This is a genomic window from Thermoplasma volcanium GSS1, from assembly GCF_000011185.1.
Taxonomy (GTDB): domain Archaea; phylum Thermoplasmatota; class Thermoplasmata; order Thermoplasmatales; family Thermoplasmataceae; genus Thermoplasma; species Thermoplasma volcanium.
This window is the reverse complement of record NC_002689.2, coordinates 1,279,531-1,304,141: the sequence shown is the minus strand read 5'-3', so window position 1 is coordinate 1,304,141 and position 24,611 is coordinate 1,279,531. Positions and strand designations below refer to the sequence as shown.

At 39.8% G+C, this 24,611-nt stretch carries 23 protein-coding genes and 1 pseudogene; 12 read left to right on the top strand and 12 right to left on the bottom strand.

Translation table 11 applies throughout. From position 1 onward, the window contains the following. Positions 1–5 precede the first annotated feature (5 nt). Positions 6–1,880, bottom strand: a complete 1,875-nt coding sequence (locus TVG_RS06635; protein ID WP_010917497.1) for an aldehyde ferredoxin oxidoreductase family protein — start codon at positions 1,878–1,880, stop codon at positions 6–8. A 237-nt stretch (positions 1,881–2,117) separates the two neighbouring features. Between TVG_RS06635 and TVG_RS06630 the strand changes: the two genes are divergently transcribed. Together TVG_RS06630 and TVG_RS06625 are read left to right on the top strand one after the other, a co-directional pair. Next, positions 2,118–3,803: an APC family permease gene (locus TVG_RS06630; protein WP_241760272.1), complete on the top strand. Its 1,686-nt coding sequence runs from the start codon at positions 2,118–2,120 to the stop codon at positions 3,801–3,803. A gap of 35 nt (positions 3,804–3,838) precedes the next feature. Further along, a complete protein-coding gene (locus TVG_RS06625; protein ID WP_010917495.1) occupies positions 3,839–5,605 on the top strand; it encodes an ATP-dependent DNA ligase in 1,767 nt (588 codons plus the stop codon). Position 5,606: 1 nt separating this feature from the next. Here the strand turns inward: TVG_RS06625 and TVG_RS06620 are convergent, their stop codons facing one another. Then, complete coding sequence (locus tag TVG_RS06620) at positions 5,607–6,044, bottom strand: single-stranded DNA-binding protein (RefSeq protein ID WP_010917494.1); 438 nt, start codon at positions 6,042–6,044, stop codon at positions 5,607–5,609. Positions 6,045–6,115: 71 nt separating this feature from the next. Then, complete coding sequence (locus TVG_RS06615; RefSeq protein WP_048054026.1) at positions 6,116–6,472, bottom strand: toprim domain-containing protein; 357 nt, start codon at positions 6,470–6,472, stop codon at positions 6,116–6,118. A 348-nt stretch (positions 6,473–6,820) separates the two neighbouring features. Between TVG_RS06615 and TVG_RS06610 the strand changes: the two genes are divergently transcribed. Then, positions 6,821–7,426 (top strand): hypothetical protein, encoded by a 606-nt coding sequence (locus TVG_RS06610; RefSeq protein ID WP_010917492.1) that lies wholly within the window; start codon positions 6,821–6,823, stop codon positions 7,424–7,426. A 322-nt stretch (positions 7,427–7,748) separates the two neighbouring features. Further along, complete coding sequence (gene acs, locus TVG_RS06605) at positions 7,749–9,830, top strand: acetate--CoA ligase alpha subunit (RefSeq protein ID WP_010917491.1); 2,082 nt, start codon at positions 7,749–7,751, stop codon at positions 9,828–9,830. An 8-nt stretch (positions 9,831–9,838) separates the two neighbouring features. Here acs and TVG_RS06600 read toward each other — a convergent pair whose 3' ends face one another. Continuing rightward, positions 9,839–10,645 (bottom strand): fumarylacetoacetate hydrolase family protein, encoded by an 807-nt coding sequence (locus TVG_RS06600; protein WP_010917490.1) that lies wholly within the window; start codon positions 10,643–10,645, stop codon positions 9,839–9,841. A 191-nt stretch (positions 10,646–10,836) separates the two neighbouring features. Between TVG_RS06600 and TVG_RS06595 the strand changes: the two genes are divergently transcribed. Further along, positions 10,837–11,244: an SRPBCC family protein gene (locus tag TVG_RS06595; protein WP_010917489.1), complete on the top strand. Its 408-nt coding sequence runs from the start codon at positions 10,837–10,839 to the stop codon at positions 11,242–11,244. A 5-nt stretch (positions 11,245–11,249) separates the two neighbouring features. Here TVG_RS06595 and TVG_RS06590 read toward each other — a convergent pair whose 3' ends face one another. Further along, positions 11,250–12,164 (bottom strand): ribonuclease Z, encoded by a 915-nt coding sequence (locus TVG_RS06590; RefSeq protein ID WP_010917488.1) that lies wholly within the window; start codon positions 12,162–12,164, stop codon positions 11,250–11,252. A gap of 127 nt (positions 12,165–12,291) precedes the next feature. Between TVG_RS06590 and TVG_RS06585 the strand changes: the two genes are divergently transcribed. The 5 genes from TVG_RS06585 (at position 12,292) to TVG_RS06565 (ending at position 16,029) form a co-directional block, all read left to right on the top strand. Next, positions 12,292–13,266, top strand: coding sequence for a hypothetical protein (locus TVG_RS06585; RefSeq protein WP_010917487.1), 975 nt, complete (start codon positions 12,292–12,294; stop codon positions 13,264–13,266). 29 nt (positions 13,267–13,295) lie between these two features. Then, a complete protein-coding gene (locus TVG_RS06580) occupies positions 13,296–14,165 on the top strand; it encodes a dihydrodipicolinate synthase family protein (RefSeq protein ID WP_010917486.1) in 870 nt (289 codons plus the stop codon). Between the two features lie 92 nt (positions 14,166–14,257). Beyond that, a complete protein-coding gene (locus TVG_RS06575; protein WP_010917485.1) occupies positions 14,258–15,316 on the top strand; it encodes an NAD(P)-dependent glycerol-1-phosphate dehydrogenase in 1,059 nt (352 codons plus the stop codon). 22 nt (positions 15,317–15,338) lie between these two features. Next, entirely contained in the window at positions 15,339–15,776 is a 438-nt protein-coding gene (locus tag TVG_RS06570; RefSeq protein WP_010917484.1) for a UPF0179 family protein, read from the top strand. A 67-nt stretch (positions 15,777–15,843) separates the two neighbouring features. After that, positions 15,844–16,029, top strand: coding sequence for a DNA-directed RNA polymerase subunit K (locus TVG_RS06565; protein ID WP_010917483.1), 186 nt, complete (start codon positions 15,844–15,846; stop codon positions 16,027–16,029). Positions 16,030–16,031: 2 nt separating this feature from the next. On the opposite strand, the gene TVG_RS06560 is transcribed toward TVG_RS06565, so the two are convergent. After that, the gene (locus tag TVG_RS06560) at positions 16,032–16,985 is read right to left on the bottom strand and encodes an amino acid permease (RefSeq protein ID WP_010917482.1); all 954 of its coding nucleotides are present in this window, start codon (positions 16,983–16,985) and stop codon (positions 16,032–16,034) included. Between the two features lie 160 nt (positions 16,986–17,145). Between TVG_RS06560 and TVG_RS06555 the strand changes: the two are divergent. Continuing rightward, positions 17,146–17,724, top strand: a pseudogene (locus TVG_RS06555) (IS607-like element ISTvo1 family transposase). Next, positions 17,714–18,964, top strand: a complete 1,251-nt coding sequence (locus TVG_RS06550; protein ID WP_010917480.1) for an RNA-guided endonuclease InsQ/TnpB family protein — start codon at positions 17,714–17,716, stop codon at positions 18,962–18,964. Before TVG_RS06555 ends, TVG_RS06550 begins: the two are co-directional and overlap by 11 nt. 104 nt (positions 18,965–19,068) lie before the next feature. Here TVG_RS06550 and TVG_RS06545 read toward each other — a convergent pair whose 3' ends face one another. From TVG_RS06545 to rimI, 6 genes are all read right to left on the bottom strand, one after another. After that, positions 19,069–19,374, bottom strand: a complete 306-nt coding sequence (locus TVG_RS06545; RefSeq protein ID WP_010917479.1) for a cationic amino acid transporter — start codon at positions 19,372–19,374, stop codon at positions 19,069–19,071. 155 nt (positions 19,375–19,529) lie between these two features. After that, positions 19,530–21,161 carry a methionine--tRNA ligase gene (gene metG, locus TVG_RS06540; protein ID WP_010917478.1) on the bottom strand — a complete coding sequence of 544 codons (1,632 nt, stop codon included), beginning with the start codon at positions 21,159–21,161 and terminating at the stop codon, positions 19,530–19,532. A gap of 66 nt (positions 21,162–21,227) precedes the next feature. Further along, positions 21,228–22,739: a lysine--tRNA ligase gene (gene lysS / locus TVG_RS06535; protein WP_010917477.1), complete on the bottom strand. Its 1,512-nt coding sequence runs from the start codon at positions 22,737–22,739 to the stop codon at positions 21,228–21,230. A 158-nt stretch (positions 22,740–22,897) separates the two neighbouring features. After that, a complete protein-coding gene (locus TVG_RS06530; protein WP_010917476.1) occupies positions 22,898–23,494 on the bottom strand; it encodes an orotate phosphoribosyltransferase-like protein in 597 nt (198 codons plus the stop codon). Positions 23,495–23,648: 154 nt separating this feature from the next. Further along, positions 23,649–24,104 carry an HIT family protein gene (locus TVG_RS06525; protein ID WP_010917475.1) on the bottom strand — a complete coding sequence of 152 codons (456 nt, stop codon included), beginning with the start codon at positions 24,102–24,104 and terminating at the stop codon, positions 23,649–23,651. A gap of 53 nt (positions 24,105–24,157) precedes the next feature. Further along, positions 24,158–24,610: a ribosomal protein S18-alanine N-acetyltransferase gene (gene rimI, locus TVG_RS06520; protein ID WP_010917474.1), complete on the bottom strand. Its 453-nt coding sequence runs from the start codon at positions 24,608–24,610 to the stop codon at positions 24,158–24,160. Position 24,611 lies beyond the last annotated feature (1 nt).

Here is a 24,611-nt window from a genome sequence, read left to right as displayed (position 1 = left end):
CAGGGTTAATATAACCCCGCTATAAGTTCAGGTTCAATTTCCAGTTTTTCTATTACTTCTTTTGTAGGCTTCCCCTGCCTGTCAATTCCCGCTTCCTCTAAGTATTCTTTTCTGAGAGTTTCATAGTCAATAGATACGCCTGCGGTAGGTCCCGCTGTCAGCGGAGGATATCCCATTACCCGGCCAGGTGGCTTTATCTCATACTGGTTAACGTTTTGCTTTGCATTGAACATGTGCCTAATAACTTGAATCCTCCAACCAATCTTTATTAATTCATCTTCATTTATGTCCCAGCCTGTTATGGCCTTTATCAAATCTCTGTACGGATAGCTGTTAGGCCAAATGTTCGTTGAAAACATGCACATACCTGTGGAATTTATGATCTCCTGTCCAGCAGCTGCGAAAAGTTGAAGCTTCCCTTTACCGTTATACTGGTACCTTTCTATCTTCGTATTGGATGTACTATGATTAAATGGCAGAACAAGCTCGAAGCCTTCATTAAAGCCTATGCCTCCTGCTGTGTGCCTGCCTGGTGTAGGATCAGAGATATACGTGTTTCCAAGTGATGGCATTAGCCTAGGATCGTGCATTGGCAGATCCTGGCCTCCAATATGCATTGCGAACTGTTCACTTCCCTTGCCTATCACTTTTGAAGCATATTTTTGGCCCATCCCAAGTATACGGCCTATCCCTTCTCCTTTTCCTATGAGTTCGGTTAGCTTTACCTCTGCATCAGCGTTTCCAAAGCCAAGCTTGAATCCAACGTCATTTTCCGTAAGTATCCCCTTTTCATAGCACTCGTTGGCAAAAGCTATCACAGCGCCAGTAGTTATAATATCAAGCCCATAGCGGTTGCAGAGTTCAAAGCTCATGGACATAGCATCCAGATCAGAAACAAGATTTAAGCCACCAAAAGCACCCGTACCTTCATACTCAAGCCTGTGCCCTTCAACTTTACCGTATCTTGTTTCCCTTCTTACGTGTCCACCACATGCAAGGGTGCATTGCGCGCACCCATAGGATTTCAATACGTCCTTTCTTATTTCTTCACCGCTTATTTTCTTTGCGTTATCTTCTCCAAAGTCTACTATGCCTACTCCGGCCCAGTTCTTTATAGGTGTATCTCCATTTAGATGGGAAGATTCTGTGATTTGTGTAGTACCAAACATGTGCCATGGATTAACTAAATCCATAGAATTTCTGAACTGAATCTGTATCTTCTTTATCGTCTCCATGAGCAGCTTTTCATCGTAAGGCTGTATTTTCTTTGTTCCTCTTACGAATATTCCCTTCAACTTTTTGGAACCCATAACCGCCGCCAGGCCCGATCTGCCTGCTGCCCTTCCGTATTCGTTCATTATTGCGGCCGCGTACATCATCTTCTCCCCAGGAACACCGATGACCATTGCCTGCCCTTTTGGATCTATCTTTTTCAATTCCGTCTCCGTTTCGTAAGCATCTTTTCCCCAGAGAGCAGAAGCATCTTCTATTGAAACCTTATCATCTATCACTTTCAAATATACGGGTTTCTTTGCTATGCCGCGGATGAATATGCCGTCATATCCTGTATTCTTAAGCTCTGGAGCAAACTTGCCTCCGCAGTTTGAATCGCCCCAAGTACCAGTCATCGGTGACTTTGCTACAACTTCCAGTCTTCCGCCTAATGGAACGTTATGGCTGTTAAAAATACCAGTGACGAAACCGAGCACATTATCCGGGCCAAGAGCATCAATCGGGCCTTTGATTTCCCTGTTCAGTATGTACGCACCTAAACCTACACCACCAAGGTATTTTTTGTAAATAGTTTCTGGAATTGATTCTTCCCATATCTTTTCAGAGGTCAGGTCGACCCAAAGTATCTTGCCGTTGATTCCATACATAAGAAACAGAATTAGTCATCATATTTTAACGTTGTCTATCTCCGAACGATAAAATACATGATTCACCTTGCTATTAGCATTTTTTCCGTGTGATGGATTATGACATTTCATTAAAGGATTTGATAATTTTTAAAAAAATGTTTGCTACTAAATTAATATGGTTATCAATAAGTCTAAGCAGACGAACGTTTCATATATAATTAGAAAAAATTTAAATAATGCATGAGATCATGTTTCATGGACTCACGTGTCTCTGATAGAAAGCTCAGAAGAGAGTTGACTACATGGGATCTTTTAATGCTTAGCCTTGGTGGGATCATAGGTTCTGGCTGGCTTTTTGCTGCATTTGGTGCGGCTACTACTGCCGGTCCCGGGTCAATTTTTGCGTGGATTATTGGAGGAGTTATAATTATTTTTATAGCACTGGTCTATGCAGAACTTGGCGCAATGATACCAAGGAGCGGTGCAATAGTAAGATATGGCCACCTTTCCCATGGGAGCTTTGCCGGATTCGTTTTGGGATGGGCCTATTTCCTCAGCGCCGTATCCGTGCCAGCCATCGAGGCAGAAGGTGTAATAACTTACGCAGCTAGTTATTCCTCTAAGTATGGAATAGTTCTACTGACGAACACTGGTGTTATGAGTGTTCTAGGAACTTTTCTTGCGATGCTGCTAATGCTTGGTTTCTTCTTTCTGAACTATGCTGGAATAAAGATAATGGGAAAAACGAATACAGGGCTTACATGGTGGAAATTCGTAATCCCTACGCTTACAGTAATATTACTGCTAGTCGTTTCTTTTAGGCCTTCGAACATAATTGTCGGTGGTATAGTTCCTTACGGATGGGCTCCTGTCTTTTCTGCAGTAGCTACTTCTGGCATAGTCTTCTCCTACCTTGGTTTCAGGCAGGGCATCGATTACGGCGGTGAAGCCAAGACCCCACAAAGATCGATACCTCTAGCGACAGTGTTTTCTGTACTTATAGGCATATTACTATACACAGCTCTTCAGATCGTATTTATAGGTGGAATAGATTGGGGAAAGCTTGGTCTTGTACCAGGATCATGGGCTCAAATATATTCTCTGGCTACCTCCAATTCCAATCCAGAGGCTGTCGCACTCTATGATGCTCCATTTGCCCATATAGCACAGGCTGCTGGACTTGTGTTTTTAACATATATATTGTTTGCTGATGCCTACATATCCCCATCGGGTACGCTAAACGTGTATTTAGGAACATCAACAAGGACGCTATACGGTATGGCGGCCAACGGCCACATGCCTAAGAAACTACTTGAAATAATGGACAAAAACAGGATACCATTTATACCTCTTCTTGCTACATTGCTAATTGGATATATATTTTTCTTGCCGTTCCCAAGCTGGTACAAAATGGTGGGCTTTATAACAAGTGCAACAGCTTTCACCTATATAGTAGGCGGCGCCGCACTTATGAGCCTGAGAAGAACAGCACCTGAACTAAAGAGGCCGTTCAAGCTGCCTTATGCCAGAGTGCTTTCTCCCATCGCGTTCATAGGAGCAGGAGAAGTGGTCTATTGGTCTGGATGGCCCCTCGTTCTATACCTAGCTATAGCCATATTCCTTGGTTTTGCCGTATACTTTGTTTTGTTGTTATTAGGTGCTATAGAAAACAGCTTCACAAAAGAAAACATAAAAGCAGGGCTTTGGGTACCTATATTTATAATTGTACTCACTGTGCTTTCATATATTGGGGATACCTCTCTGGGCGGCATAGGGGTAATAAAGTTCCCGTTCGATCTTGTAACAGTGGCGGTGATAAGCTTCATATTCTATATGTGGTCTGTAAGAAGCGGCATAAGAACCGAGGATATAACAGAAATGATAGAATCTGGATCTCAGTACGTCTTTGAAGAATCCGCTCGTGAAGCCGTTGGAAAATAAATTAACTTTAAATACATTTTATAATATCTATTTATATGAAATTTTCACTGGTAACGGACGCTTTTGAGAAGATGTCAAAGACGACTAAGCGCACAGAACTTACGGAAATATTGGTAGAGCTCCTTAAATCCGCAGATGAAGACTTACAATCCCTTGTTTATCTAATTGAGGGAAAACTTGCTCCAGATTACCAGGGCATAGAAACTCAGATGTCTGATAAACTCATAATAAAAGCACTCTCCATAGTTTCAAATATACCGGAGGAAGCTGTATCAGAAACTTACTCCAAGCTAGGAGATATCGGATCCGTGGCAAGAGAAATTGCAGCGAAAAAAAACATGAGATCTCTCGTGAATGAGGATTTAACCGTTAAGTACGTACACGATACACTTATGAGAATGGCGAAAACTAGCGGTTCAGGAAGTACAAAGGCTAGAATAGATGCCTATGTAGACTTGGCTCTTAGCGGGACTCCTGCCGATCTCATGTATATAACTCGGATAATAACAGGAAAACTCCGTATTGGTGTATCCGATGCGACAATACTTGACGCAATAATCCTGGCTTTTTCAGATGAAAAGTACAGCGAGGAAATAGAGAATGCATATAATTTCCATCCCGATCTCGGATACATAGCTGTACAGTTAAGATTAGGAAACTTAGAATCAGTAATAAACATGGGCCCCACCCCAATGGTTCCGTTTAAGGTAATGTTAGCTGAACGACTACGTTCTGTAGATGAAATAGTCCAAAAAATGAACGGTAAATGTGCTTTCGAATACAAGTACGACGGTATGCGAACAGAGATCCATATAGTAGATGAAAAAGTGAGGTTGTTTTCGAGAGGAAACGAAGAAACTACAGGTCAATTTCCTGATATAGTGAAATCGGCTAAAGAAACTTTCCATGTCTCTTCTGTTATACTGGATGGGGAAGCTGTTCCCTACAACCCAGAGACAGGGGAACTTTATCCCTTCCAGGTTATTTCTCAGAGAAGGGGCCGGAAGTATGACCTCGATAAAGTTTCCAACGAAATTCCAATAACCGTTTTTCTCTTCGATATAGTATATATCAATGGAAAAGATCTGTCAAAGACTCCATATGCTGAACGGCGCAGGATCCTTGAAGGTCTTTTCAAGGAAAATGACAATTTCAAACTGGCTAAGAGGATTGTATCAAGTGATACTGGAACCATAACAAAGTTCTTTAATCAAGCAATAGAAGACGGATGCGAGGGCCTTGTTGCCAAGAGCATGGCCGATGATTCTTATTATAAGGCTGGTGCTAGGGGATGGCTTTGGATAAAACTAAAGAGAGACTATCAGGCCCAGCTTTGGGATACTATTGATCTAACGGTAGTTGGTGCATTCATGGGCCACGGAAGAAGGAGTGGAACGTACGGCGCTTTGCTTCTTGCAACTTATAACGAAAAGAATGATACTTTCGAAACTGTGTGTAAACTTGGTTCGGGATTTACAGATGATGTTCTATTTTCGTTGCCAAAAAGGTTTGCTGAGTTTGTCAGCAAAGAAAAACCAGCCAGAGTTGTAAGCACTATCGAACCAGATGTTTGGATATACCCCTCAATTGTCATGGAGATAATAGGCGCTGAAATAACAATAAGCCCTGTACATACGTGTGCCTTCGGCATAATAGAAAAAGATGCAGGCTTGTCTATAAGATTCCCCAGGTTCACCGGCAAATGGAGAGACGACAAAAAACCAGAAGATTCTACAACAACTCAGGAAATAATAGAAATGTACAAGGAACAGAAAAAAACATTAACAGAAGAGAAGAGTTAAGTTACTCTTCTTCTTCATCTCTGTTGTTATTTCTGTAATTTCCCCTTCTGAAGTTTCCCCTGTGAGGGTTGCTTCTATATACGTTTTCGTATTCTTTTTCACTCGCATCATAACTTTCATTGACTTCGTCAACTTCTTCATCAGAAACAGTTAATGAACCATATTTGCCAACGTTAAGGCGGATATGGCCTCTGACTAATGAAACATAGCCGTTTCCTATCATTAAGGTGTCTCCTGTCTTAGCCTGGGCTGCTTGGTCACCCCATAAGGACAAAATAACTTTGCCAGTGTCATCCCCAATGGTCACTTCTGTAACCGATCTTTGGTCTCCAAACTTTGTCTGGATTGTCTTTGGTTCTCCAACGGACAAAACTTTTCCTAAAACATTCACTCTCCGTGAGGAGGGTGTTAGATCCTTTATTTTCGTTATATCTTCCATACTACTACTATCCTGTCTCTAGAATGTCTCTAGAAAGACCAACACTCTATCTTAGTTGGGTATATAACCTTTTACATCTGTATTTCCTTCTCAACTTCTCTTTCAAATTCTGCCGGAAGTTCTTCGACTGTCCTAATTGGCACATGCTTCCTTATGAAATTCCACAGGTATAGATCCACATATACACCCATCCCTGTTAGGTATCCGTAGAATCGATCTTTGAGAAAACTTCCCTTATTGTCGAAATCTGTAAGAATTATTACTTCTCTGTATTTGTTTGATATTTCATCAGAAAATGACGTTATAGATATACCTCGATTAAATACTATTATCTCACCGTAAAAGGACAACTTTCTCAACGATGCAAGATCATTTCTACCTTCAACGATTATCGGGATACTTGAGTTTTTCCTTCTGTATCTTCTCATCACATTCAGAAACTTGCTTTTGTATGCCGTACTAGATTATGATCATATGTTATTATAAAAAGTTATTTTTTCAAAGTGACGTGATCGATATCGATTTCTGAGTATAGCAAAAGAATTAGAAACAACATAAGTAGGGCCAAAGTATTCACTTTACGCATCAGCGTTTTAAATCTAGCCTAAAAGAAATTCCGTACGGCTTTGTGTTCCATGCTAATCATTAACATTTATATATGAATATTCGTTATATTTCATAAGGTGATTATGCAGCACATGAATGTTTGTGAGATTGGGCCGTCTGCTAGAGGCAGTTTAGCTTCAGAAATACTTAGAAGCGTTTCGAAGTAGGGGGTGAGTCTTGCGTCCATAGACAGGTATGATTATTACCTGAAGATAATACTGAACAGTTCAGTCAGGGACTACCCGTACATAGTAGAGGAATATCAGAATGATGCAGAGATATCAGAATCAGAGGCCGAATCCCTCGATAGAATAGTGATGAAATACATGGGTATTTACAGAAAATCTGATGTCAAAATAGTTAACACTATGACTGGACAAGAAGAAACTGCTCCTCTTACAATAATCGACGATTTTGGTGGAAATGCTGTATACGTTGGAGAGCAGACGCTCTTTGGTATATTGTGGAAGATATATCAGCCACCAGCGTACATAGAAAGGCCAATAGTAAACAAATGGTACTACAACGAAAAGATTGCCAGCATACTTAATGAAATACTCTATGACGCAGTCCCAGGAAAAGTTAAAAACTATTTTGACACTCCTCCTTGGATAATAGGCACACGATATGGTGTTCAGTCGAGATACATGCCCCTTTATGAGATAATCATTGAGGCTATAAATAGGAATCTTATACCTGGTTGGTACTATCTTGCAAGGTCGGGGCTTTCTCAAGAATTCATTGAAGCAATTAGAAACAGAAGTTTTCAGATATAATATTCTCACAAGTGGGCATTGATCGTCTATTCCGAATTTCACGAATCACATTTTATAATTTGACTAAATTGCTCGTAAACAGGCGATAGATGCGCTAAGCTATCTTGTTTGTTGAACTGACACATTGTAAATATATACCATTACATATATTTCGATATATTCTGATAAAGTCAACATCTCCCGCATATTTGCATATGCTTATTGATTAAGTAAAATATAATAAATTTATTACAAATAAATAAATATAATTAAGGCTATCTTAATATATTTCATTTAAATATTATAATAAAAAAGTTTTTTACAGCATTAAGGATTACAAGACATGGACTTAAAAAAATTGTTTTATCCTGATTCAGTTGCAGTCATAGGCGCCTCCAACGATAACACAAAGATAGGTTACCAGATAATAAGAAATCTTAAAGAAGGGGGTTATAAGGGGAAGATTTACCCTATTAACACAAAAGACGGCACAATACTTGGCTACAAGGCCTATCCATCTATACTGGATGTACCAGATGAAGTCGATCTTGCAATACTTTCAATACCTGCAAAGTATACACCACAGGCGGCTGAAGAATGTGGTAGAAAAGGGGTTTTTGGAATAATTGTTGTAGCTTCCGGGTTCTCAGAAGTAGGAAATAAAGATCTTGAAGATCAACTCGCTAATACCTGCAAGAAATACGGAGTAAGGCTTTTAGGTCCGAATGTCGTAGGGCTTATGAACAATGTTATAAAGTTGAATGCATCATTTGCGCCTTATCTGCCTTATCCTGGAACAATAGGCATGATATCTCAAAGCGGTGCCTTGATAGTCGGCTTAGATGCTATGACATGGGCAAATAAAACAGGAACAAGCTTTCTTATAAGTATTGGCAATATGGCCGATCTTGACTTCTCCGATCTCGTAACTTTCCTAGCAGATGATGAAAATGTCTCATGCATATCTCTCTATGCAGAAGGCCTTAAGGCAGGAAGGAAGTTTGTAGACACCGCAAGGTTAATAAACAAACCAATAGTTATGCTTAAATCCGGTGTTTCAAAACATGGATCAGTTGCCGCGGCTTCCCATACTGGATCTCTAGCTGGGTCTCACCGTGTTTATGATGGCGCATTAAAACAAGCTGGAGTAATAAGAGCTTATTCGATAGAAGAACTTTTCGATCTATCCTTAACGCTTTCTCTTCAAAAGCCAATGAAAGGCGATAATCTCATCGTTGTTACAAACGGCGGCGGAATAGGAGTTCTCGCAACTGACCAAGCGGAAGCATCAGGTTTGCCTTTGCAGACGCCTTCTAACGATCTTCAGGGAAAGATAAAGCAAATAATACCTTCGTTTGGAAGTACGAAGAACCCAATAGATATGAGTGCGATGGCCACACCTCAGATATATGCAGATACAATAAAAACGGTGATGGAGGATGAGAGTGTTGACGGCCTTGTCGTACTTTATTGCGAAGTAGCAAATCTTGACCCGTCAGATGCAGCAAAGGGAATAATCAATGGTGTACTGTCATCAAATAGGAAGATACCTGTAGTCGCTGGGTTTGTTGGTGGCGAAAACTCTATTAATGCATCGCTATATCTAATCAAAAATGGAATACCAACCTTCGACTCTCCTGACAAAGCAGTGAAGGCCATTTCTGCACTAAGAAAACACCAGCAGATGAATGATCTTATATGTGTTGGACCGGAAAGACCGTCAGATTTGAAAAAGGATGGCATTGGATCGGAGCTTAAGAAGTACATTGAGGCTGGCGTAAAGTCCCTAAGTGAGCTAGAGAGCAAGAAAATATTCTCTGAATATGGGATAAACGTAAACAAGACAGAACTTGCCAGGAGTAAGGACGATCTGATGAAAATAGCCCAGGAGTTTAAGTATCCTGTTGTAGCTAAAATACAGAGCCCTGATGTTATACACAAGACCGATGTAGGCGGTGTTATTCTGAATATAAGCAATAGCGATGAACTTCTAAAGGCATATGACGACATAATCTCCAATGTTAAAAAGAACGTACCAAATGCCAGGATCGATGGTATTGTCGTTGAAGAGATGCTGAAAGGTGATCTTGAAACAATAATAGGTACAATAAACGATCCTACATTCGGGCCTACTGTTATGTTTGGGCTAGGCGGTACAGCTGTGCAGGTACTTGAAGACGTATCATTCAGGATGGCACCAGTCTGCAAGAAAGAAGCATACGACATGATAAACGAAACCATTGCCGGAAAGCTTATGAAGGAATTCAGAGGGAGAGGGCCGCTGGATATAGACGCAGTTGTCGATCAGATAGTAAGATTTTCTTGGCTTGAGTATGATCATCCAGAGATAAAAGGCGTCGATGCAAATCCGATGATCGTATCGACTAAAGGTGCAACCGTAGTCGACGCTAGAATATTACTATAATTTTTAAATTATAATATTTTATTCATTAATGTACCAAGGCTGCTTACTGAAATTTCAATAACGTCCCCGCTCTTTAGATATAACTTTTCTGAAAAAGCAGCCACACCGGCGGGTGTGCCTGATGTTATGATGTCTCCAGGTTCCAGTGTTATGTTCTGCGATAGAGTTGAAATTAGATCCTGGAATGAGAATACCATGTCATCTGTCGTTCCTTTCTGCCTTGTCTCACCGTTAACCTTCGTTTCTATTTCAAGCGGGAATTGTATCTCATCCTTTGTCGTTATGTAAGGGCCGACTGGCAACGCTCCATCAAACGCCTTTCCCTGAACCCAATTGTATCCGTATGGGTGCATTTCCGGAAACTGAAAATCACGCGCTGATAAATCATTCGCTATAGTAAAGCCAAATATGCAGTCGTAGGCATCTTCTGCTGGAATATTGTAGCACTTTTTACCTATAACAGCGCCTGTTTCCCCTTCATAATCTAATTTTTTAATTGTACCTGGCGTTCGCAATTCTGAATTGTTTGCAACTAGTGCGTTGCTGAATTTTGTGAAGAAGTAAGGTTTAGGAGGGAATCTTGTATCTGATTCTGCGGAATGTGACCTGAAATTTACTGCTGGGAGAAAGATCTTCTGAGGGTTTACTGCTGGAAGGAACTGAAAATTTGAAATTTCATTTCCCACATCTATTTTATCAGCACCAGTTTTAATAATCTCGTTTATATCTGATTTTCCATTTATGCTGAAATATTTACCATTGCTAAATAAAAACAGAGTTTCTTTTCCTTGGTAAAGGCATCTGCCAATCTTCATGAAAGACTATTTTTCTCTAGTTAATAAAATTGTTGAATGAAAAATGTTTCGCAATACCCGCAAGAATGTGCTCCCAAATTGATACTAAACCATGAGATTCCCAAGATAGATCAGCATTCCGCTAAAGCATGTCGGCATAGTAATATATCCTGCATCAAAAAAATTGTATACCGTTTCTACATTAATCTTGTGTGAACATAAGGTTTCAGGAAAAAATAGAAGTATCAGCTGATCCCGAAAAAGTGTGGAAAATTGTATCCAAATGGGAAGATATTCCGAATTACTGGCACGGTACCACTAAAATCCTTAATTTAGGCAATGGTTTATTTAAGATAAGATTTGCATTTCCTGCTAATGGCGTGATGAAATTTATATTATTAGAAAGAGAAAGAATTGTTGTAGAGGAATACATCAAAGGTCCATTACGAGGCATAGTTCGAATAGGAACTTGCAAAGAAAACGATTCAACATTACTCTCCTGCGATTTTGATGTTAAGCTTATATTCCCTTACTCAATTTTTGGAAAGTGGAGTTTCAACCACTTTAGAGAGGGTGCGACGCACGCTCTTGTACGAATAAAAGAGAGATCAGAATCGTAGAGAACTTAATGCTTCACCTTCACCTCATATTCCATAAGGTCCTCACTTGCATAACTCTCTTGGAATTCTGCCCTAGCATCGTCTACTAACGGCGACACATCCGTGATCCGGGGACTGTAATGATAAAGAAAGAGTCTTGATACGCCTGCATCCCTCGCTATTCTGGCCGCTTGCTTTGCTGACGAATGCCCAAACTGGTTTACCGCCGGTTCAAATGAAGAATCGGTAGTAGTATCGTGTATCAAGACATCGGCATGCTTCGCGAAGTCAGCCATCTTTTGCATGGGTTTTGTATCCCCGGTATAGACAATTTTCCTACCTTTCCTTATGCCACCGCTTATCTCGTCTATGGAATATTTACGGCCTCTGTATTCATAAGTACCGTTGTCTCTTATCTTTTCTATTATCTTTGAAGGTATTCCGAGTTCCTTAGCCTTTTGAGGATCCACGCGTATTATGTCTTTTTCTTCTATGGTATATGAGAGTGCTGGCACTGGGTGATCGTTTAGGGTAGTCTTTAAAAGGAACTTCCCGAGATCATAGGTTTTATCAGGTTCAAGCTCATAGACATTTATCCTAAAGCGTAGGGTATAATAGCCGATGTTTATAGCATTGGATATTATACCGATGGCTCCTCTGGGTCCAAATATATTGAGGTCTTTTGTCCTGTTGTTAAACGACATGCTTTGTACAAGGCCGATGAGCCCAAGAAAATGGTCCCCGTGAAAATGCGTTATAAAGATATTATCAATTGACATAAACGACCATTTGCTCTTCATTATCTGTTTCTGGGTGCCTTCTCCGCAGTCAAACAGGTTAAATACATCATCTATTTGTATCCCCACCCCTGGCATAGCTCTTATAGGTGTGGGCCAAGATCCTCCTGTACCAAAAAATACGATCTTAATATTGGAAGCCATCTGGCATAGATTAGCTTCCAATACTATTACCTTTCGTTACTTAGTAAGAATTGAAATTCGCAATTTAAAGATGAACATGCACCATGCTATTCAAAAGATTTAAATATATTAGCATAATGCTAAGAATATGATTATTAACCTTTGGAATCCAAGTTATGAAGGATTATACGCTGCGATAGTTATATCTTATCTCCTAGGCATAGTTCACGGTATAACCCCAGATGAACATACCTGGCCTATCACTTTTTCTTACGCAGTAGGCAACTATTCAACGAAGGGTGGTGCAAAGGCCGGTCTTGTGTTCTCAGCAGGCTTTACAGTTGAGCGGGCACTTATGTCTGAGATAGCTGCCCTAGCTCTTGCAAGCTTCATGTTTTATACCTATTTCAATAGTATAGTATATGTTATAGTTGGAGCTGTTATGGCGTTATCCGGTTTCTACATAGCAAATAAGCTCAAATATCCACACATACACATCATAGAAGAATCATTGTATAGGATATTTGGCATACACAAGCACAACAAAGAGAGGGAAAAATTGGAACTTGAACATATGGAGAATCCTGTAATGGTTAATGAAGATGGAGTATACCGCCCAGTTCCAACAAAGCTGGCATTTGTTCATGGATTGATCGCTGGATTTGGATTTGGTGCATTTGCACTTATTATTTACTTCGTTATAGCTCCCAACATGCCGATATATCTTGGGTTTTTGCCTGGCCTCATGTTTGGTCTTGGTACGATGACAATGCAGGTGCTGGCCGGCACACTTTTCGGGCTTTGGCTTTCCAAGAAGAAAGATCTAACTGTTAACGGTATAGCCTTTGTTGCTAGAGGAATAAGCCACTTTGTTCTTTCATACGGTGGAATTACCTTTGTTATTGCAGGGATAGTTACGCTAATATTCCCACAACTCTGGAATTATCAAATAATTACGGGGATAAAGATTCACAATCTTGATGCTCTTGGTCTACCTTTCTTCCTGGTCGTCCTATCTGTCCTTGTGATCGGATATCTCGGATACAAAATCAATCTAAATAAGGCCGTAAAGATGGAGATGACAAATTCGGCAAACGGGTCGAAGGAGTCGACGCCTCAATAGACTTAATTACTTATTTATGATAGCTACGTATGTATAATGGGATCGTTACACCTATGCTTACTCCCTTTAACAGGGCAGGAGAAATAGATTACGATGCAACAAGGCTCTTAATACAGGATTTGAAAGGTTACGGTGTATCTGGGCTATTTCCGATGGGTTCAACTGGCCTATTCCCTATGTTCAGCTTGGAAGAGAGAAAGAAGTTTTTGCAGTTTGTGAGCGAAAATAGGAACAATTTGACAGTATACGCGGGTGTTGGTTCATCAAGCACGCAAGAGTCCATAGAACTGTCTAAGTTTACAGAGGATGTGGGAATTGAGGTAAGGGTGCTAATGCCAACTTACTACATAAAGCCGGACGAAGAGTGGATGTACAAGCATTTCTCTGAGGTCATATCCGCTTCCTCTAACGACCTATTTATTTATAATATCCCGCAGCTTGCCGGCTCATGGGTACCTGAGAATGTCATAAAAAAACTTAAATCTGAGTTTTCGCAGGTAAAGGGGATAAAAGATAGTTCTGGTGATATGAGGTTCTTCTCCAGGATAGTAACTCTTGTTTCAAAGGACTTCAGCGTATTTCAAGGGCAGGATGATCTTCTGCTTACTTCTATGGCCTTGGGTGCAAACGGCGGAGTATGCGGTCTCTCAAATATTTCAGGAAGTATAGTTGATCTTTACAAAGCCTTCCAATCTGGGGATCTAAAGAAATCTAGAGAAATACAACTGAACAAAGTTAACCCTCTTATGTATGCGGTTAATGCGCCTACGTTCCCTTCGGGGTATTATTATGCTTTTTATAAAAAGCATAACATAAACGGTGGATACAGATCGCCTATGGTTCAACCATCAAAGGAGCATTCCAGGGTAATAGATGAGGCAACATCTCAACAAATATAAAGTACTAAATTCGGAAATTAAATTTTTTTATTCGTATATTCTTTATCTTTATGGATGAAAGGTTTATATCCTTCGTATGTTTGTTGTTCACAATGGAATTTCAAAAATACAGGACCATGCATTTTCCTAGGGACGTTTATATAGGGCATGATGTCCTGAATCGCGTGTTGGATGTTGTAGATCAGAACAGTAGGACACGCGATGTGATAATCGTAACCGGAAATACGACATACGAACTTGCGGGTAAGAAAATTGTAGAGATACTTGCTTCATCTCCCTATGAAGTTCACTTATCATTCGCAGGCGAGGCTAATTATGAAAACCTCAAGAAAATTGAGGAAGAGACGAATGATGTAAATGCTGGAATAATTATTGGAGTTGGCGGAGGTACTAAGATCGATCTCGCCAAAAAGCTTGCCTACGATAAGAATCTACCTTTCATTAGCATACCTACTTCTCCGAGCCACGATGGAATTGCCTCTCCGCGTGCGTCCTTAAGAAGAAATGGCATATCCTATTCTGAAGAAGGTGCTATGCCAATTGGTGTTATAGCTGATACATCTGTAATGATAAAAGCCCCTTACAGATACCTTGCTGCTGGAGCAGCTGATGTCATATCCAACATAAGCGCAGTTAAGGACTGGAAATTAGCGCATAGGTTAAGGGGCGAAGAATTCAGTTCAAGTGCAGCGGCGATGTCCGAATACTCTGCACAGGAAGTAATATCTCAGGTTGGCGAGATTAGAAAGTATGATGAATCATCTGTATGGCTTGTGACAAAGAATATACTAGCTTCCGGTACAGCGATGGCTATTGCAGGAAATTCTAGGCCTGGGAGTGGAAGTGAGCATCTCTTTGCGCACGCGTTAGAAGCTGCAGGAGTAAATAACATGCTCCACGGAGAGATGTGTGCGATGGGAACCATCGTCTCTCTTTATCTCCACGATGATAACTGGCAGAAGATAAGGGATGTCTTTGAATCGCTTGGGGTATCCGTAAAGGCCAGAGACTATGGCCTCAAAGAAGAAGTGGTTATTGAGGCCCTTCGAAGAGCACATGCGATAAGGCCGGAGAGGTATACTATACTTGGAGAGAGTGATATGTCTTACGATGCAGCTGTTAAGGCTTTGGAACTGACTGGAATTATATGATATCTCCTAGAGGTGTTAAGCATTGCCGAAGATCAGTTTAATTGGTAAAGATCTTGCTAAAGAAGGTATTGAATTCGTTTTTGCAGGCCCACTTCCTACGTGTTCAGACTGCAGAGTTAAAAATGTCTGTTTCAACTTGGAACAAGGGCACAAATATCGAGTAACTAAAGTAAGAGAACAGCTCAATCCCTGCATAATATTCAATGGAGACAAAGTTAACACTGTGGAAGTAGAAGAATTAGAGGATTTCTTTATAATACAGGAAAGTAAAAAGCTTCAAGAGGGAGCCATAGTAACTATGAAATCAATGAACTGCGACTACATAACGTGCCCGAATATAGAGAAATGCAACTTATATTATCAAAAAAACGATTTGAAGGTTGCTATTAAATCTATTGGGCAGAATGTTAACTGTCCTAAGGGCTTCAAGATGAAGAAGGTCCAGGTTACTTATAAATAAACGTTTGATCTAGATCTTTTTAGTAAAGATATTATACAAGTTTTTAATAACGTTATGCCAGGTTTATATGAAGTATACAAAATTTGAGAAGGCAAGGATTATTGGGGCAAGAGCCCTTCAAATTGCTATGGGTGCCCCTGTTATTATTGACATACCAAAAAATGTTATTGATCCTGTTGACATTGCAACAATAGAGTTTGAAAATAATGTGATACCCATAACTATTAAAAGGGTATCAAAAGTTTTAAACTAATTTTATACCCTGGTATTTTCAACATCGAATTCTCCTGCGTTTATTAATACATTCGGCTTCTTTCTGGAATAGTATAGGGTAACGATTAAGCCTCCTACAATTACCCACAAAAGAGTTATTATGAATGAAGCAAAGTAAGCGTCGTTTACAGGATTAGGATGTGTTACCCATTTCGACCATATATCCGATATAGTAAAATAAACAACCACAAGGCTAATTACAGTAGCGAATGCAGGAGCAAGCGCGTGTTTTAAGAAGTGGAATCTATCTATCCTTCTTGTATACAACGTTAGGGATGTATTTGCCATTATGTGCACTATTATGATAGAGATTCCTGTACCTGCCTCAAGTATGAAAGCAGCTATTTTTGGGCCAAAGTAAAGTCCCATTATCACATCAAGTGCAAACGAACTAACACTCCAGGTTAGTATCGCATAGTACGGCGACTTGTATTTTGAATGCACCTTGCTAAATCTCTTTGGAAATACTATACCATCGCTTGCAGCGGAATACCACCACCTTCCAATTGCCGTGGCCTTAGAGACTCCATTCGTAAGGTAGCTGTTTATTGTAAATATGATAAGAAGTACTGCTCCAATGGGCCCGAGGTATTTTTCGAAGACGATAATTCCGGCATCGGGGCTTGATGCAAATGACGATATGTTTGATATGCCCCACCCCACTGTCAAGGCATAGGTCGCAGGAATTATCGATATTGCTGTGAGTATCATAGCGTAAACTATTGAGCGGCCTATATTCTTCTTTGGCTCTCTCATCTCTTCGGATACTGTCGTAACTACTCCCGTTCCAGTGAAATCCAATATTGAAAATATTGATCCGAACATTATGGCAGAGAAGCCGACACCCAAGTTAGTGGGGATGGAAAAGGGTTCTAGACTGTTTCCATTCCCAACTTTTATAATTATTATTACTGCTCCAATCAAGAGAAATAGCACTTCTGCTAGTCATGCCACCGCGTTGTAGCCAAGGGACGGCTTTATTCCGATGTACGTTATGACGATTATGTATATTGTAAATGCAGCAGCAAAGACTACCCAAATATATGGTTAATTAAAACGATAATGATGTATACCTATTATGTATAATACATTGACCATGAAAGCTGAAGAAGTTTTGAATTTATTGCAGATATCCAGAAAAACTCTTCATGTCTATTCAAAGGATGGCAGGATCAGGTACACTGTGATGCCGAACAAACGATACAATTACAATGAGGAAGACGTTTATAAAATCCTTAACAAGGATGTTAAGAGAAAAACTGTGCTGTATGAACGTGTATCAACGGCAAAGCAGAAGAACGATCTTCAGAACCAGATGAAGCAGTAGTGTTTCATGAACGGATATACAATAAGTGCAATATACGCCCATATTGCATCCGGAATATCATTGGAGAAACGGAAAGGATTCTTTGAGATGTTAGATGAGATCATAAACAATAAGGTGGAAAAAGTCATAATAACCTATAAGGACAGGCTAAGCAGGGTTGGTTTCGATCTCTTTAGTTACCTGTTCAGGAAGTACAGGACAGAGATAGCTGTTATCTCGGAAGTAGGCAATACAAAACTTGATTCTGAGGAAGTCTTTGAAGAAATAGTTTCAATGCTGCACTCTTACTCCATGAAGATGTATTCCAAACGAAAGAATCACTACATCGAGGTCGGGTATGAAGGTTAGGAGAACAGAACAGATATACCTGAAGGAAAATGATACCATCTCATATATGTGCCATCTCTCCAAGAATCTCTACAACCAGGTCAACTACATTCTCAGGCAGCAGTTCCTGAAGGGGGAGAAACTCACTGGCTATAGGGATCTTGTGAAGTTATTCCAGGAACCATCCGAGATAGAGGATCACAACAACTACCAGAGGTTGCCGGCACAGACAGCACAGTGGACAGTAAAGAAGACTGTAATGGCATGGTATTCATTCTTCAAGTCCATGAAAGCATGGAAGAAGCATCCTGATAAATTCAAGGGAAGGCCTAGATTGCCGGGATATAAGGAAACAGATGGTGAGTTCCTGCTTGTCTTTACGAATCAGCAGTGCAGGATCAGGGATGGTATACTGAAATTCCCTAAGATAATGAACATGGAGGTAAAAACAAGGCTGAATGAAAATGAAATTAAGCTGAAAGAAGTAAGGATAGTGCCTCAGGGCACAGGATACATGATAGAAATAGTGTACGAGAAGGAGACAGCGGACATGCCTATAACAAAACCGAAAAGGGCCATGGGCATCGACATCGGTGTGAGGAATCTTGTAACTATAGGTAACAACATCCATGAAATAGGGATTGCTGTAAAGGCAGGATTGCTCAAATCGATCAACCAGTACTTCAACAAGGAGCTTGCAAGGTATAGGAGCATAAACGATCTCCAGGGAAATGAGAGAAAACAGACAGTGAAGATAAGAAAACTCTTCATGAAGAGAAACAGGAAAGTCAAGGACATCATGCATAAGGTTTCGAAATCCATTGTGGAGTATGCAAAGATCATGAACATCGATACAATAGTTATAGGCCATAACAACAGATGGAAGGATTCATCCAACATGGGAAAGAAGAATAACCAGAACTTTGTCCAGCTGCCATTCAACATGCTCATATACCAGATAAAATACAAAGCCGAAGAGATTGGGATCACTGTCATAATGCAGAACGAGGATTACACAAGCAAATGTTCATTCCTGGACAATGAGAGCATAGAACATCATGACACATACATGGGCAAGCGGATTCATAGGGGCATATTCCGATCTGCAACTGGAAAGTTGATTCATGCTGATCTACAGTCTTCGTACAACATAATAAAGAAAGCAATCCCCGAAGCTTTTGCTAACGGGATAGAGGGTATAGGGTTATATCCACGAAGTTTAAGCATAAGACAGATGATAACTTCCAAAGGTGGCTGTTAACATTGTTAACAGAAATCGTAACCTGGTATGGAGCTTATCTTTGGAGATATTAAAAAAATGAATGACGACAAACCTAGTATACCAAAAGCCGCTCCGGTAATATCTTAGTACATAAAACTCAACGCAGTTATCGGTCCCAGTTTTCCGCTTTCTGTTGAAGCTGATGCGTAAGCATAATAGCTGCCTGCATTGGATTTGTATTTAGAGAATTGATAGGGCGTTACCATAAAGAGAGCGTATATTAGCCATCCAAATATTACAGAAAGTATAGTTTTAGAGTCTGCGATCGAGAACGTTGCAACAAGCAGAATAGCAATATCTGCTGCCGGTGCTACTTTTCCCATAGACTGGAATACACCCTGCATTAACCCGATAGCATTCTTTTTCAATCCTGTTCTTTTACGCACCATTTCTACACCTAATTCTTGGGGAGCTTGATTTAGAAACGATAATGAAAAGTCCCCGTTATTTGCTTATTATATTAATCATATATTAACCTATTTAAAAAAAAGCTTAAATAAGATAATGTATACTGAAAACAAATTATTATTGATTATAAATATAATTATAATTTTAACTTATCAATGTCTAATTTCTCAAAAGGTATTCGGGATGGTTTCACAGAGAAATCGTTTATTGAATTAAGGATAGAAAAGGAAGAATCAATGTCCATGTTAACTCCAAGTTGTTCCCATATGGCCTTTGCTGATGTTGGCGTAAATGGATATATCATCGCAGTAAGGTATTGGGCAAGTTTGAGAGAGACATAAAGCTTATAATTGCACTGATCTCTGTCTGTTTTTATTAAGTTCCACGGCTCTGATTTGTTGAAGTACGAGTTTGCGTATATAGCTAAGTTTAGCCAGATCGCTAAAGATCTCTTTATATGAACCTGTGAAAGTTCATCACAATATTCTTTGAAGGCGTTCTGAGCATATTCGAAGGCCTCATCATTTAGAGAATTAGGCTTAGTTATTTTCAAGTCATATTTGTTGATAAACGATAAGGTTCTGTGGACAAAGTTGCCATATTTGTCAATAAGATCAGAATTTACAGTTTTAACAAGTTCTTCCAAGGAGAAATCAGAATCGCCTGTTTCAGGAAGTATGGATGCCACGTAGTACCTCAAGTAATCAGGGGGTATTACGCGGAGCAATTCATCAACAGTATAGCCGATGCCCCTGCTCTTCGAAAACTGCTCGCCTTTGAAAGTTAAATATTCGTTTGCAGGAATATCGTATGGAAGGTTAAGCTCTCCGTAGCCCAACAGCATAGCCGGCCATATTATGCTATGAAAAGGTATATTGTCCTTTCCTATAAAGTAATAGTTTTTTACATCCTTATCGAAGTAAAATTCTTTCCAATAATTTGGCTTTCCTATGACCTCTGAAAACATCTTTGCTCCTGTGATATATCCAATCAAAGCCTCAAACCACACATATATCCTTTTGTGTTCGTAGCCTTCGAGTGGTACTTTAACACCCCAATCTATATCCCTAGTTATGGCTCTTTTTTTAAGTCCACCTTGAATAAAATTCCTTGTGTATGCCAATACATTTGGCTTCCAGAATGTTTTCGTTTTTAGCCACTCTTCCAACCTTTCCTCGAATAGATCCAGCCTTAGGAAAAAATGTTCAGTTTCCCTGAATTCTGGGGTTTCCCCGCTGAGTATGCACACAGGGTTTATTAGTTCTTGTGGATCGAGGGTTCTCCCACAGTTATCGCATTGATCTCCACGCGCCTTTTTATAACCGCAGTAGGGGCATTCTCCTTCTATGTACCTATCAGGCATAAACCTGCCTATTTTTCTGCAGTACGGAGCTATCATTGTTCCTTTTTCTATTACACCTTCGTTTAGCAATTTTAAAAAAAACTCCTGTGCAACAGAACTGTGCTCGGGATACGTTGTCCTCATAAAAATATCAAAATTTATTCCAAGTTTTTTGAATGTTTCTATGTGTTCTGCATAGTATCTATCGGCGATCTCCTGAGGGCTTTTCCCCTCTTTTTCTGCCCTCACAGTGATAGGAGTTCCATATTCATCACTTCCGGATACATATAGAACCTCATTTCCAATTAAGCGATTAAACCTTACAAATACGTCTGCACCGAGGTATGCTCCTGCAATATGCCCAACATGTAACGGCCCGTTTGCATAAGGCAGCGCACAGTTTACAAGTATCTTTATGCCAATCACCTTAAGCTTGATTACCTGTTCTTATTATTTTCTTTTTCACTTCTAAAGAAATATTACAGGTAGTCATCAGGAATTACCACCTAAAACGCTCTTTATCCTTGCTATAGTGAAATCTTTGCCGAGGTTAAACAGGAAATATCCAAGCCTAGGCCCACGTTCTTTGCCAATAAATACCTTGTAGAATGTTGAGAAGGCAGCATCTGGTCCTATGCCTAGATCCTTTGCTACATTATGGACCGTTGAATGAATCTCGTTGGAGTCCCAAGCCATTGAATTCGATACTTCCAGAAACTTTGAAAGTATAGCTCTATCCTGATCGCTTAACTCAGCCTTTTCGTCAATTGCTAAAAGCTTAAACTTTACGTTGTCAGGAGCATATCTTTCAAGCCAGTTTTTGGCGTATTTTATCTCATCGTATAGTGCGCTTTCATCAAGTTGATCTTTAGTGGATGCCATGGCAGCCCTTAATATATCCTCCTTTTTCTGGTAAATCTGAATTAGCGTTATTAAGTGCCTGAAATCTATAGGATAAGATAATTTCTCTTTTTCTATCAACGAATACTCTATAATTGCTTTGCTGTCTCCATCGATATCTCCTTCTCTGTATTTGTTCAAATACCTTTCAAATTCATCGAACAAATTAAGAAGACCTAAGCCGGGATCAAAATCTATGTGACGAGAAGGATTAACCCTTGCTATTAGGAACCTTAACAGCTCTGGTGGCATTACATCTATTATTTCAGACGCAGGTATAGCTAGTCCGGTTGAAGAGTGCATGGCACCTTTTCCTTTTAGCATTATCCTCTCGTATACGAGTGGAAGAGGAGGTTCAATCCCAAATATTTCACGCGCGATTCTCTTCCCTGTATCATATGACCCACCAGGAGCACCATGGTCCTTACCGAATGGTTCTATTGATACTTTGAGTGCGTACCATTTAGCCGGCCATTCTATTCTCCAAGGCATTTTCCCCTCAGCTCGCCTGATATCTGCAAAGCCATGGTGACCACATTTACACGTATATTCGGCATAGGGATATTTATAGGATATAACAGACGTAGAATTTATTCTGCCGCATTTCTCGCAAAGTGGTTCGTATGGATAAAAATCGCCTTCTATCATTCTGCCGGTAATTTTTTCAAGTATATCTTTGATTTCTGATCTTCTTTCCATAACTGTATCTATAGCATCGGCTAGTATCCCGTTGCCATACAGATCTGATGTTTTTATTACTCTGGCAGGAATGCCCGTCTTTCTCATCACTTCAATGAAGGGATTCAAGAAGTGATCAGAATAAACTCCTACGCCATCCGGTGATGGTATATTTTTTAGAGGAAATCCTACATACTTGCTATAAGATTGATCTAAGAACGGATAAACCTTTCTCAGCGGATCCATGTCATCACATAAATAGATGAAATCTGATTTTAGGCCCCTCTTGATAACGGCCTTGTAGAGTATATCCCCTGTGAGTATCTCTCTCATGTTGCCTACATGGATCGGCCCGGACGGCGATATACCCGTCGAAATTCTCTGTTCCCCTATCAAATCCTTAACTGCTGCATCGGCCCAGAACAATTAAATCACTATGGAGGGATATTCAATATATAAATAACTGTTGTGTAACAACGCTTAACCGAAGATCAAGCAATTTAAATGAAGCAATCTTATACTATAGTGCATAGTCAGGTTAATTAAATATTTGGTTTTTTTTGACGTTATCTAGGAAATATAAATTATGTGCCGCCTATTATGCGAGTTCTAAGCAGTGACCTCACTGGTACGCCATTGAGATCGTCTACGCCCATCTTTGACGCTAAGATAACACATAGTACAGCTTTCCCCCCTTCTTTTGTTACGTCTGTGATGGTTCTCTTTAATGTTTCACCTGTGCTTGCCACATCATCTATTATAACTATACGTTTTCCTTCTACACCGGCAAAATTAGAACTAAAGAAGCCTTCCTTTCGTGCTGGATGTGGTCTGTAGACTATAAGTTCCTTGTCCATAAGATACGATACCATCGTTGCGTACGGAATACCATTGATAGCAATTCCAAGTATGGAATCAACTTCAAATGAGTTTCTTTGCATCTCCTCTCTTATTATATCGCTCATTACCTCTGCAATGCTTATAATTCTGGAACCAAAGACACCTAAGCTCCTCCAACCAATCTTAACGTCTTGAACGGCCCCTTCCTTTAAGAATTCTTTGCTAAGTAGCCAGGTAACAGTATTTACAGAGAGGTGCAATTCTGTGGATATTTCTTTATCACTCATTCCTTTATTTTTAAGCTCGAGCGCTCTTTTGTATAACTCCTCGATGCTCTTCATGCATATACCCTCTACATTAAGAAATAATGCATCCCTTATTATAATTTTGCATTCTAGGATTTTGTCAATTTCTTGTTGATTTTTTAACGAATCGGTACTTCAAGTAAAGTTATAAAAAATCGCGAACGGGAAGCAGATGAGGAGGAGCCAAATATCACCGGGTATTTGATAAAGCCTTGCCCTTAACAGAAAACAGTCTATCATAAGTTTCTGATATTAATTTAGCAGTGTTTTGGAGCTCCTCAAAAGATGCTTCTATTCTCCCCCACTTAAATGGCCTATCACACCATCTAGGTATAACGTGAACGTGATAGTGCATAACTATCTGGTTGGCGCATCTCCCGTTGTTCTGCCCTACATTCAGCGCGTCTGCAGAAAGTGCCTCAAGAACTGCCTTTGAAACTCTTTTTACCATTTTCTGAACTTCAATATAGTAGAAGTCGTCTATGTCAAATATGTTTATGAAATGTCTTTTTGGTATTACCAGGACGTGGCCTGGTTCAACTGGTGCCTTATCCATAAAGGCTATTGTATATTCGTTTTCCGCCACAACTGCTGCATTCCTTTTTTGTATAATCTCTGTGCAGAACACGCAAGATGGCTCATACATTGTAACTGGTAATTTCATGACATCTATAAAGATGTTAGTATTAGCACAGGAGATTAAGATAGGGATTTTACCATACGATAGGCATCTCTTGAGCCTCTGTAATACTCTTCGTAATAATTTACAATGAACTCTTTTATATTAAAACCCAACCTGCTGTAAAATGATATAGCCTCAATGTTTTCCTTCCTTACTTCAAGTATTATGTTTCGGTATCCTAATGACTTAGACTCGTTCTCAATTCTTGCTATTAGTCTCGTGCCGATAGATCTTTTTCTGAAATCCGGATCAGTCGCTATGCTTTCTATATCTATTTCCTGTGAATTCAAAGGCATTGCGACAATATAGCCTACAATCTTATCAGATATTTGGGCTATATAACTAATGGAGGAAGCATTCTCAAGTACCTCCCTTAGATATTCCTTATCATACGGACCGATCTCAAAAGAACGAACTTCAAGTCTTGCCACAGCGCAAAGATCCTGCTTAAGATATCTTCTTACTATCATA